The organism is Neobacillus niacini, from assembly GCF_036961885.1.
GTDB lineage: Bacteria > Bacillota > Bacilli > Bacillales > Cytobacillaceae > Neobacillus > Neobacillus niacini_H.
In genome coordinates this window covers 1,847-13,538 of the sequence record NZ_JBALNQ010000063.1, presented here as the reverse complement: position 1 = coordinate 13,538, position 11,692 = coordinate 1,847, and the positions used below count along the sequence as shown (strand labels likewise).

At 35.2% G+C, this 11,692-nt stretch carries 10 protein-coding genes; 5 read left to right on the top strand and 5 right to left on the bottom strand.

All coding sequences use genetic code 11. The features are described 5' to 3' along the window. Positions 1-209: 209 nt before the first annotated feature. A complete protein-coding gene (locus V7124_RS22585; protein WP_335418021.1) occupies positions 210-1,298 on the bottom strand; it encodes a M20 family metallopeptidase in 1,089 nt (362 codons plus the stop codon). A gap of 66 nt (positions 1,299-1,364) precedes the next feature. Then, a complete protein-coding gene (locus V7124_RS22580) occupies positions 1,365-2,399 on the bottom strand; it encodes an ATP-grasp domain-containing protein (RefSeq protein ID WP_335418024.1) in 1,035 nt (344 codons plus the stop codon). 234 nt (positions 2,400-2,633) lie between these two features. On the opposite strand from V7124_RS22580, the gene V7124_RS22575 reads away from it, so the two are divergent. Together V7124_RS22575 and V7124_RS22570 are read left to right on the top strand one after the other, a co-directional pair. Beyond that, positions 2,634-2,825, top strand: a complete 192-nt coding sequence (locus V7124_RS22575; protein WP_335418027.1) for a hypothetical protein — start codon at positions 2,634-2,636, stop codon at positions 2,823-2,825. Between the two features lie 997 nt (positions 2,826-3,822). After that, complete coding sequence (locus V7124_RS22570; protein WP_420490585.1) at positions 3,823-4,935, top strand: alpha/beta fold hydrolase; 1,113 nt, start codon at positions 3,823-3,825, stop codon at positions 4,933-4,935. Positions 4,936-5,144: 209 nt separating this feature from the next. Here the strand turns inward: V7124_RS22570 and V7124_RS22565 are convergent, their stop codons facing one another. Then, on the bottom strand, positions 5,145-6,056 hold the full coding sequence (locus tag V7124_RS22565) for a LysR family transcriptional regulator (RefSeq protein ID WP_335493702.1): 912 nt from the start codon (positions 6,054-6,056) through the stop codon (positions 5,145-5,147). Positions 6,057-6,540: 484 nt separating this feature from the next. Between V7124_RS22565 and V7124_RS22560 the strand changes: the two genes are divergently transcribed. Together V7124_RS22560 and V7124_RS22555 are read left to right on the top strand one after the other, a co-directional pair. Further along, positions 6,541-7,860 carry a GntP family permease gene (locus V7124_RS22560; RefSeq protein ID WP_335418786.1) on the top strand — a complete coding sequence of 440 codons (1,320 nt, stop codon included), beginning with the start codon at positions 6,541-6,543 and terminating at the stop codon, positions 7,858-7,860. 123 nt (positions 7,861-7,983) lie between these two features. After that, on the top strand, positions 7,984-8,745 hold the full coding sequence (locus V7124_RS22555) for a 3-hydroxybutyrate dehydrogenase (RefSeq protein WP_335418784.1): 762 nt from the start codon (positions 7,984-7,986) through the stop codon (positions 8,743-8,745). Between the two features lie 311 nt (positions 8,746-9,056). Here the strand turns inward: V7124_RS22555 and V7124_RS22550 are convergent, their stop codons facing one another. Both V7124_RS22550 and V7124_RS22545 read right to left on the bottom strand, forming a co-directional pair. Beyond that, complete coding sequence (locus V7124_RS22550; protein WP_335493700.1) at positions 9,057-10,013, bottom strand: SDR family NAD(P)-dependent oxidoreductase; 957 nt, start codon at positions 10,011-10,013, stop codon at positions 9,057-9,059. 24 nt (positions 10,014-10,037) lie between these two features. Next, positions 10,038-10,616 (bottom strand): TetR/AcrR family transcriptional regulator, encoded by a 579-nt coding sequence (locus tag V7124_RS22545; protein ID WP_335418780.1) that lies wholly within the window; start codon positions 10,614-10,616, stop codon positions 10,038-10,040. A gap of 686 nt (positions 10,617-11,302) precedes the next feature. Here V7124_RS22545 and V7124_RS22540 point away from each other — a divergent pair. Beyond that, positions 11,303-11,692 (top strand): hypothetical protein (locus V7124_RS22540; protein WP_335418778.1); only part of this gene is annotated, 390 nt, incomplete at its 3' end.

Sequence of the window (11,692 nt, the reverse complement as noted above, 5' to 3'; positions counted from 1 at the left end):
ATAGTAACCTAGGGTAACAAAAGGGTAACATTTTCTTAAATAAAAGTATTGATTAGAGGCTTTCCATAAGTTCGGTGAACTTTTGGGAAGCCTCTTTATTTATTTCCTTTGTTAGTTCAGGATTTAGCTCTGCTATTTTCAATAAGCGTCTCGGACGTTTCTCTAATTTTTATATAAACCAGGTAACCAGGTAGTTCCTAATCAAATAATCATCGGTGAGTTTTTGGATAATCATCCAAGGTTAAAATAAAATCCACCAGCACATCTTGATATTCTCTCACCGAATCGACAAAAACCATTTCGTTATCCCCATGCCAGTCGCTGCCAACGGGTCCAAATTCTACGGCTGAACCTCCGTACTTGTTGAAAAACTGTCCATCGTTGGAACCATGCTGACCGAATATGGTTACTTTTTCGAGCTGGGTGATTCGTTTAATTGATTCGCCCAAAGCTTCTACATAAGGATTGTCTGCTTTTGTTTTAACCGGATTATTGCAATTATGGATTGTTACTGTACCGTCAGTTATTGCCTGAATCTGATGAACAATATTCTCCGGAGACTGGTCTGGCAGATATCTGATATCCAGGAACATTTCACATAGATCCGGTACCTTATTATAGACGGTTCCTCCTTGGATCTTCGCGAGATTGATAGATGGCTTATTAAACATAGGGGAGCTTTCTTGTGCAAAAGGAAGTTCTAAAATTTCTTCAAAGAGATTAATCGCTTTGGTTATTGCATTTGTGCCTTCCCATGGACGACTCCCATGGGCTGATTTCCCCTGGACGGTAATATCAAGCTGAAGCACGCCTTTAGATTGGATGGCAATCCCCATATTTGTTGGTTCACCACAAATAATAAAATCACCAAAATATCCATTTTTTGTTAAATATTTGGTCCCGTTGATGCCCCCGATCTCCTCGTCTGGAACGATTTGAAGCATGACCCTGGAAGTTAAGTCCCTGTCTTTCAAATATGCTGCTGCCACCATGAAAGCAGCCACTCCTGCTTTCATATCCACTGCACCGCGGCCATACATTTTTCCATCTTTGATATAGGGTTGGAACTGTCTTTCCTCCGCTTCAATGACATCGATATGTCCGTTTAATACAACCTTATGATCACCTTGGCCTATTTCACAAACGAGCATGTGGAACCCATTATTCTCTAGTTTTTTTACGGGGAGGTCTTGATCTGTTAACCATTGTTCACAATAGGCAATCGCTTCATTCGCACCTGCTTTTGTAGAGCTATCTATTTTTATTAGTTCTTCTAATAGGGGGATTGGATCGCTCATTTTCACCCTCCTCTATTTTTAAAAGTTTGATCCAACGTTTTACATTCAATGTTACTCTTGAAGTGCTTACATTACCTTTTGTTTATCTATTGAAACAACAGTGTCATGTCGCGCCAGCTCAATATCAGGTTTTTGACGCAACCAATCCTCTTGTACCTGTTTACCGGCGGTTAGCGCAATGATTGCCGCTGGGATATCCGCTCCTGCTGAATGGGTAAAAGCATAACCGCCGCCAAAGCGGGGATTGATGTCAATAACGTAATAATCGGTACCATTGAAATAGACATCCGTGTTCATATAGCCTGCATGGCCAAAGCTTTTACCTAATTGCTGTGCGATTTCTGTTAATTCCGGGCTATTGACCGTAATGCACCGATCGATATCTCCGCCCCTCATACCTAATTGCTTCCGAGCGAATGAAGTAAGAAAGCGGCCATTTAAATCGTTAAACATATCCAAACTAAATTTATCACCTTCAATCACTTCCTGAATAATGATATTGTCCTCCGGTTCTCTGGATGTGGCGCCATTCAATGGACTTTCTTTAATTTTTCGAACGACAAGCTGATAGGCAAATTCCATATCCTCTACATTATCGATAATTTCAACACCGATTGAGGCTGAACCGTTACGGGGCTTCACGATTAACGGAAAGGATACTTCTTGTTTTTCCAATGCCTTCTTCGCATCTTGAACATTGAGGTAGGAAAGCGGGGTCTTAACACCCAACGGATCAAGTAGCTCCCGGTACTTTCCCTTGTCCCGTACCTTTTTGACAATATCTGAATCTGGCACAAATACGGATACACCTAATTTCTCCAGTTCTTTTTTGTGTGCAGATATTTGGGGCACTTCCCAATCATTCAATGGGACAAGACAGTCCACCTGATGTTTCTTACAAATCTCCATTATTTTTTCTATATAATCTGAATCTGTTTGCTCTGGAATGACATAGTTTTCGTCTCCTGCTTGGAGCGATGGGGCATTATATTCAGGATCGGCAGCAATTACTTTCCCGTCAATACCAGCATTTTTTAAAGCATCTTGAAAAAATCCTACGAAATCTATTCTTCTTGCAGTTGATGTCAATAAGATATTCAATTTATTCCACTCCTCGCTGTTTAAATCAGTTGCTAGAAAACAAGATATTAATATTTACCCGCCAGGTGAAAATTTAACCTCTTTTCTAGTAGTAATTCTTGCGTACGTAAATATACAAAAGGTTTTCACTGGATTAATAGGATTACAAAAAACAGGAGTTTGGAAACAAGTAAATGTTTAATACTTATTATTAAAGGCTATATAATACAAAATCATATATCTGAGGTGAAAAATATGAGTAGTAAAGATACTAAATCATCAAAAAATAAAAAACTATATGGTGCTGAAAAGTTAGAAGGTCAGGAATTTGTTGATGAAATACCGTTAGAAGATTTGAAAATAGAGATGGAAGATGAAAGGAAAAAAATTAAGACTAAGGATGATTCACAAAGTGAACGAAAGTATAATAGAAATGATAATAAATAATTAGAAGGGTTTTTAAGTAATGAATGTCTTTAATATAGTACTATAGCTAGGACTTCAAAAAGTATTGATTTATATCAGTATTTTATTGGAGAAGGCCTTTCATCAGTTTACTAAACTGTTGGGAGGTCTTTTCTTTCTGGGAAAAGGGGGTCCCCCAGTCTGCTAAAGTGCTAATGTAGCGGGGGACTGACCCACTGGCCTTAGAAAAGCTAATTTGTCAATGCCTAAGACTTCTTACAACTGGGGATTTCGATTGTCCGCTGATTGATTAATTGAAATAGATTTTGTATCAGCCACTTTTTTTCTTCGACAAAAAATATTCCTTGAAAACAGGAAAAAGCTCCGTTTAAAAGGGCTTAATGCATTTCTAATTAAACGATTAATTCGTATAAAAACTAGTATGTATTTTTAAGAATATGTATTTTACTGGCTTCTATTGTTGTTTTTGGAGTGGAATCCAGTAAATCGCAACCTTTTTACGACAAATAATTCTCTTGAAAAAGCCCATAGCTTATTTATTTAGAGGCCTGAGGCAATATTTAGTCAAATGCTTGATTAGTAGAATTGGCACTAACCAAACGTTTGATTAGAATCGCTCTAAATGCTGCCATACTTGGGTTTAATCCTCTTGGACGGGAAGAATATTGTCGAGAAGAAGAGTAGTAATAATGGATTACCTGATGGTTATTTTCATTAGATTTATATTGCAGAAATCTATGAACAAACTTATAAACGTGATAGCATAGAAACAGAACCTAATATGGATATTCAAATCAAACTGCTTTTGGAAAACAGTTATATGAAGCTATTAAAAATGGATCAGCAGTAGTTGATGCAAGTCATTGATATTATACAAGCCGCGCAACAATGATGCGCGATGTTACATATGGTTACGATTAACCTCGTTAGAAATATACATACAAATCATTATTTACTTCTGTGGTGAATTTTCAATCAAATATACTATTTCCATTTAAAGGAGGAACAAAAGAAGGATATGAATTATGTGGAAAAGCAAAGTTTTACTGTCGATAACTTTACTTTTGAAAGTGGAAAAACCATTCCGATTACATTAGGTTATGAAACATATGGTAAATTAAATGAAGACAAATCTAATGTTATCCTAGTAAATCATTATTTTAGTGGATCTTCCCATTCAGCAGGAAAATATACACCGGAAGATCCTCTTCCAGGATACTGGGATGATTTAATTGGCCCTGGAAAAGCGGTCGATACAAATAGATTCTTTGTAATCAGTACAGATAATATTGCGAATGTACATGTGAAAAATACAAAGGTTATCACTACTGGTCCACGTTCAATTAATCCAGAAACAGGAAAGAGATATGGCCTTGAGTTCCCACAATTTAATTATAGAGATATGGCAAGAATTCAACATGAATTTTTAACAAAACAACTAGGCATTAAAAAATTGTATGCTGTTATGGGACCCTCTGCGGGAGGTATTATCTCTATTAACTGGTCAGTTCTCTATCCTGAAATGGTGGAGAGATTAATTGGTGTCATAACCAATTCACAAACTCCAGTTCATACAGCATTCAATGTATGTCAACACGCCATGCGGGTTATTGAGTTGGATCCAAAATGGAATAATGGTGATTATGAGGATAACGATGGACCAGATGAGGCGACTCGTTTAGCTTGCCAGTTAATGAATATTGGCGCATATACATCAGAATATTTTGAGCAAACTTTTAAACGTGATAGTAGTGAAACTGATCCTTATTTCGATATTAAAGCTAAAACATCCTATGAAAAGCAATTATTTGAATTAATCAAAAATGTAAGTTCGGTTACGGTTGATGCAAGCCATTGGTATTATACTAGCCGTGCTACAATGTTGCAGGATATTGCACATGATTTTCATTCCTTAGAGGAAGCGTTAAATAGAATTACAGCTAAGGTATTAATGGTATCCTGTACAAGTGATATGCTATTCCCAACAGTTTATAATCAGCAGATGGTTGAGATATTACAAAATCAAGGGAAAGATGCTCGACTATATAAGATAGAAAGCATGAAAGGGCATATGGCCGGAGTATTCGATACACATTTATTTAGTAATCAAGTAGCAGAATTTTTGTCATAATTTAATCTAATTGTGGGGGACAAGGGGACAGGAACCTTCTCCTATTTTAAGTATTCCCTAATGGTGACAGCTTAGTGGTTTCACAGCCTTCCCTCCATATTTCATGAGATCTAACTGTCGGGAGGCCATTTCTATCTAATAAATGAACAGGGTTGTTATAATGCCATTATAATAATGTAAGGGCCCCAAAAGATTCAAAGGGCCATACATTAAAATTGCTTATACTTTTCTTTTGCTATTTTCAGGAATGTAAAGGCAGGAGCAGACAAGGATTCCCCTTTTTTATAACTGACCACTACATGATTCTTATAAACTGGGTTTCCTAAAGTGTAGAAAATAGAATCAGTAATTATATTATCCCGGGTAACCACACTCTCAGGAATAATGGTTAAACCAACACCTCGATTTGCTAACCGGAATGCACTTTCGATATTCTGCGTTTCAATTACGATATTAGGATTAATGGAGTATTCTTTGAATATTTCATCTGTAAGTCTCCTTAAACCAAGCCCTTTTTTAAGTAAAATAAATTTTTCCCCGTCCAAAAGATGGGGATTAAATGGAATATGGGCAATTGGTTTCTTATCGGGATTATAATGCTTATGAAAAGGGGGAATAACAAGATATAGTTTTTCTTCATAAAGGATGTCATAGACAATTTCCTGATTAAATATAGGAAGCATGTTTAAACATATATCAATTTTTCCCTCTAAAAGCAGAGATTCCATATCATTCGCAGCTTCCTCAACCAGCTCAATTTCAATCCCAGGGTAATTCAAGATGAATTCAGGTAAAATATTATAGAGGGTATGAGAACCTAATATTGGGTTTATACCAAGCTTTAGCTGCCCTTTTTCCATATTAGAGATTGACTCAATTTCATGTTTCAATTTTGTATATGTCTGTTCTATTTCATTCATATAAGATAAATATCGTTCCCCTGCATATGTTAGCGTTAAGGGATTTACTCTCCGGTTAACTAACTCAATTCCTAATTCATCCTCTAAATTCTTAATATATTTGCTAAGGTATGGCTGTGATATATATAAGGCCTTGGCAGCATGTGAGAAATTCCCGTATTCAGCAATTGACTTTAAATATTTTCCAGAAAGATCTTTCATCTTTCTATAACCCCCCTTATATAATTTATTTGCCATATTTACTATTTCTAACAGGATAGTGTATTGTTATTTGGTTTCAAAATATTATTATAACAAAATAAGCATGAAGGCAATTTTTTTCAATTTATAACCTAACAGGTATACATACCATAACCTTATTAGTATTTCTAAATGTGAATATTTTGTGACATACTGTAGTAGAACTGTTAGGGAAGAACATTTTACCAAATATTTAGGGGGAATTAATACGCTACAGATAACAAAGTCAATAGGAGAAATCATTTACATTTATTGCTTTTTTGGCTATAGGGGATTTTAATCTTTGGGAATGACTATGCTAGTAGAACTCGATTATTAATGTAAGAATTTGATTTTCATTCATTTTTTTAGTTTTATATCTCAATTTCGAGATATATTAATTAAAGATAAATAAACAAAAAGATATATCAGAAAATATAACATAAAAATTAAGGGGAGGACAATTATGGACATCATTCAAGTTATTGGTATAGTACTTGGAATAATAGTAGTCATTTATGGAGCAATGAAAGGCTTTAGTATTTTGATTGTTGCTCCAATTGCATCGATTATCGTGATCATAACAAACCAGCTAGACTTTTTCGCTTCCTTAATTGGAAAAGAGAATTCCTATATGACGGGTTTAACAGATTTTGTAATAAATTTCTTTGCTGTCTTTCTTTTAGGAGCAATTTTAGCTAAGTATATCGATAAAAGTGGAGCTGCTCAATCTATTGCACAAAAAATTCTTGAAAAAACAGGAACAAAAAATCCTTTTTCAGTATTAGTAGCACTACTCATCATTACGGCTATTTTAACGTATGGTGGAGTTAGTTTATTTGTAGTTATTTTTGTACTTATTCCGCTTGCAAAACCATTATTTAAACAATTAAATATTGCATGGAACTTAGTAACAATTCCGATTCAGCTTGGTTTAGGTACGTTTACGATGACCATGTTACCTGCTACACCATCTATTCAAAATGTTGTCCCTACGGCCTATCTTGGTACAACCCTTACGGCAGCACCACTTTTAGGAATTATTGGAGCGGTTGTAGCAGCTGCCTTTGGTTTATGGTATATGAAATTTACTTTAAATAAAAGTTTAGTAAACGGAGAGACATTTGCTGATTTTAATGTGAAAGAATCGGATGAAGAATTAAAAAAGGAAATTCCTTCCTTTTCCTTAAGTATCATTCCCATTTTACTTTTGATTGCTATTATCATCGTTGGTAGTGTTTTAAAAGTACCAAATATTATTGTGATCGGATTAGCTGCTGCTGTTATTGTCTCAGCAATAGTATTTAAAAAATATATCCCAAGCCAAAAAGCAGTGATTAATGAAGGTGCAAGCGGTTCTATTATGCCAGTTTTCTTCACTTCATCAGCCGTAGCTTTTGGTGTGATTATCACCTTTTCTCCAGGCTTTAAATATATTTCGGATTTTATTTTAAACATTCCTGGTAATCCGCTTATCAGTTTATCCGTTGCTTCCGCTCTTTTTGGTGGAATAACAGGATCTGCATCAGGAGCGTTGGGAATTGTTATGCAAGCATTCGGTCAAAGTTACTTAGATATGGGGCTTAACCCTGAAGTAATCCATAGAGTATCAGCGGTTGCATCATCAGTGATTACACTTATGCCGCATAATGGTGCGGTATTAACTTTCTTAGCTTTAACAGGACTTACTCATCAAAATGGCTTTAAGTATCAATTTATCGCCGTAACGGGTGCTAATTTACTTGCTCTAATTGCAGTATTAATTACAGCCATTATTATTTATTGATATCTGAAAAACGTCCAATTGAGGAGGTGAATCAAAAGAGAACGTTCCACACAATTAAGCAGTTAATCCTTTTTTGACTAATTATATATATTAAAAAAATTCGAAATGTAGGAGGAAATAACAATGACAACTCAAAAAGAACGTACAGTAATCGTAACAGGTGCAGCTCAAGGAATCGGCTATGCTATCGCAGAGGAATTTGTAAAAAATGGTGACTTTGTTGCTATCTTTGATTTAAATGAAGAAGCCGCAAATGGTGCAGCTGAAAAATTAGGAAATGCAAAAGGATACAAAGCAAACGTAGCAAATGAAGAAAGTGTGAAAACAGCAGTTGAACAAGTTATCGCAGACCGTGGAACAGTAGACGTACTTGTAAACAATGCAGGTCTTCAGTTTATTTCACCTACTGATGAATTTCCAGAAGAGAAATGGGATCTAGTGGTGGATGTTATTCTAAAAGGGACATTTTTAGCAACGAAACATGTACTTCCTGCAATGAAGAAGAAAAAATATGGTCGTATCATTACCATTTCTTCAGGACACGGTAGAAGACCTGATAAATATAAATCTGCATATGTTGCAGCAAAATACGGACAAATTGGATTTACAAATGTAGTTGCAATGGAAAATGCCGAATACGGTATTACAGCTAATTCAATTTTACCTGGACCAACTCGTACACAACTAATTGAAAAACAATTACCAGTACTTGCAGAAAAAGATGGATCTTCAGTAGAAGAAGCATTAAAAACACATATCCTTGGTAACCAATGGTTAGGACGTTTACTTGAACCTTCAGAAATTGCAGCAACAGCTCTATTCTTAGCTTCAGACGGTGCAGCAGCGATTACTGGTGAAGCACTAGGTGTTACTGGCGGGGAATAATCATCCAAAGACCAGTTGGACAACTAGAACAATGGAATTTTTAATGATGCTAGGGAGCTATTAATTAGTTTTTCCATTGCATCTGCGTTAATCGCAGTATTAATCATAGCAATTTTTATTTATTAATATAGTGATTGGAGGTCTGGTGAAATTTTTTCATCAGCCTTTTTTGCACATTAGGAAGAAATTTTTAGAGTAGATTTTTGACTTGCTAACATAATGTAAATTAAAAGAGGCTTTCTCATTAGTTGACTAAACTTTTGAGAAGCCTCTTTTTTCATTTCTTTGAGTGTCAGACTTTTGGTGATAGTCTAGGTGGAATGGATAGAATGGGTAGTTAACTCAGTACTTAACTCCCATAGTTGGTCCATAACGTCTTTCTTATTAGCATATGTGGGATAAACACTGGAACCGAGCACTCGTTTTACTTGTTTGAAAAAACCAGAATATTCATTTGGTGCCACTTGCATAATTTCTAATTTATCGTTGAAAAGCTTTCCAGTTACATGTTGAAATGTATCGGAGGTGCAAATTTCAAAATAGTTAGTTGCCATATATGAAGTTGGTGGAATAAATATATTTTGAATCCATGCGATTGGTCGCCACCAAGGTTTAAATTTTTTTATCATTCGCTTTGACATTTTTGCACCATTGATTTGTAAGGCATTTACCTTGATCCCGTCATCTTTAAACATATCAGCCATTTTAAATGTGAGCATCAATAATGCCATTTTAGATTGGCAATACATTTTATACACACTATGGTGTTTACTATCCTTGAATTTGCCCTGTAGGTTATCAAAAATTATTTTTGTTTTCAAGTCAAAGAAATGTTTAATGATATTACTACCTGCATGGAGGATTCTGGGGTCATCAGATTTTTTTAGGTGATCCAATAATAATGTCGTCATTAAATAAGGACCAAATACATTCGTAGCAAAAGTCAGTTCAATATGATCAGGGCTAAGCTGATATTTTTCACCATGATTAAAATAAGCGGCGTTATGGATTAAAATGTCCACTTTATCAAATTTTCTTTTGTATTCGGAGCAAAATGTACGGATGGAGTTAAACGAAGACATATCCACTTGCATTAAATAGACATCTTTATTTTTAGATATTTCAATAATTTCTTTTTGGACGATTCTACTAAACTCTATATCCCTACAAGCCATGATAATGTTGTAACCCTCTGTGGCAAATTTAAGTGTTGCGGCTTTACCTATTCCAGAATTGGCACCTGTAATAATAACATTTCTGTTTTGCATAAAACCTTACCTCCTTTATATTTATCACGTTAATGACCCGTTCTTTCTTAAACGAGCAGCAGCGATAATATCTTCAGCTATGCTGTCAAGAATCTCGATCAACTTTTCATCATCACAATCCTCTGGAAGTAATTTGTTCGCTGCCATAACAGAAAGACCCGTTTGGAACGTTTGCATTTTGAATAAAATCGACTTCAATTCTTCATTAGAAAAATGAGACAACATTGGATCCATTTTCATTTGTTCAATAACCATGTAAATGTTTTCGTTCTCATATTTCATATGGGGGTTATTTTTGATTATCAAATCTCTATAAAGGAGACTATATTCATTCGCGAACCTAAGACTAGCAATTCCGATGTCCCGAAAAGGATGACCTGAATTCTGCTCTATTAACATCTGTCTTGAAACCTCAAAAGTTTTTTTTACTACTTCCTGAATCAGTTCATCGATATTGTTAAAGTTTACATAAATGGGTGCAATTGAGCTTCCTAGCTTTTGAGCTACGCTTCTAATCGTGATGGAGTCCAATCCTTTATCTCTAGCAAGATCAAATGCTGCGATAATAATTTCCTGCTTAGTGAACTTTTGCTTCGGTGCCATGCTAAAACTCCTTTATTAATAGTCAGTGATATGTATCAAGTGATATATATTTATTCTATTTAAAGAGGTGGTTGTTTTAGAACCAAATTTCAAATAAATGATAGCTCCGAAAACCGAAGTATACTGCAGGTGGAGGTGTCTGTCCGATAAATACGACAGCCTCATCAGGCTGTAGTTTATAAGTTAATCTAGGTATTATATCAAGTTATATTCGCTGGATAATTACCAGGGGCGTCCTTGTACAATTACATGCATGCCATAAAATGTTTGAAAACTAAATAAATTTTATATTGTTTTAATAATCTTTACTTTCCGGTTTTAATTGTAAAGGGAAATTAGACATTTTTATTCAAATTATATGGGGTGAAAAAACACGGAAATATCAGAAAGGACAAACTTGAAAGCGTAATCATTTTCTTAGAATAGAGTTGTTATGGCCTTATATAAAAATTTCACTTGTTGCAAAATTCTACAAATACGTAACGGAACCGACATTTTTTTTAAACTGAGTAACACAAAGTGGTAACAAAGATTGGGTATAGTCGAGACAGGCAGATGATGGTACTGCCGGAAAATTTGGGTAAAAATCTTACTCAGGCGAATAGGAGGTGAAACGGTAAATAATAGGATTTATGAAAAATCCATCCTATCAGTAGGAAAAAATACGAATTAGGAGAGATGAAGTAATGAATAAAAAACAGATGGTTTCTAAGGAAGTAAATAAAAAATTGTCGAAGAAAGTAGCACCACTAGTGATGTCAACAACAATGATGGCTGCCGCCTTTTTAGCAGCTGGTGCACCTATTTCTGCAGCAGAGCTTGATAAAAAGGGCGTTAATCCGGAAGTTATTGAACAAGTGAAAAACCATGGTCAGGAAGTATCTGCATTAGCCAAAAGTCTACCAGGATCTCCTGAAAAAGGTAAACTAGTTAGCAAATTAGCTCAAGCTAAATCCGGCACAATTAATGATAATATAGATGATACAAATAATGATGGGACACAAGAAGGCGAAATTAGTGATGATACAGCAGCAGCTGAAGAAGATGTAGCAGGTGAAGAAACAGAAGCACCAGCA

What these genes read in the sequence shown, in the direction of transcription:
- V7124_RS22585 (WP_335418021.1), bottom strand. Translation starts at nt 1,298, where the DNA reads ATGAGCGATCCAATCCCCCTATTAGAAGAACTAATAAAAATAGATAGC.
- V7124_RS22575 (WP_335418027.1), top strand. Translation starts at nt 2,634, where the DNA reads ATGAGTAGTAAAGATACTAAATCATCAAAAAATAAAAAACTATATGGT.
- V7124_RS22570 (WP_420490585.1), top strand. Translation starts at nt 3,823, where the DNA reads ATGAATTATGTGGAAAAGCAAAGTTTTACTGTCGATAACTTTACTTTT.
- V7124_RS22565 (WP_335493702.1), bottom strand. Translation starts at nt 6,056, where the DNA reads ATGAAAGATCTTTCTGGAAAATATTTAAAGTCAATTGCTGAATACGGG.
- V7124_RS22560 (WP_335418786.1), top strand. Translation starts at nt 6,541, where the DNA reads ATGGACATCATTCAAGTTATTGGTATAGTACTTGGAATAATAGTAGTC.
- V7124_RS22555 (WP_335418784.1), top strand. Translation starts at nt 7,984, where the DNA reads ATGACAACTCAAAAAGAACGTACAGTAATCGTAACAGGTGCAGCTCAA.
- V7124_RS22550 (WP_335493700.1), bottom strand. Translation starts at nt 10,013, where the DNA reads ATGCAAAACAGAAATGTTATTATTACAGGTGCCAATTCTGGAATAGGT.
- V7124_RS22545 (WP_335418780.1), bottom strand. Translation starts at nt 10,616, where the DNA reads ATGGCACCGAAGCAAAAGTTCACTAAGCAGGAAATTATTATCGCAGCA.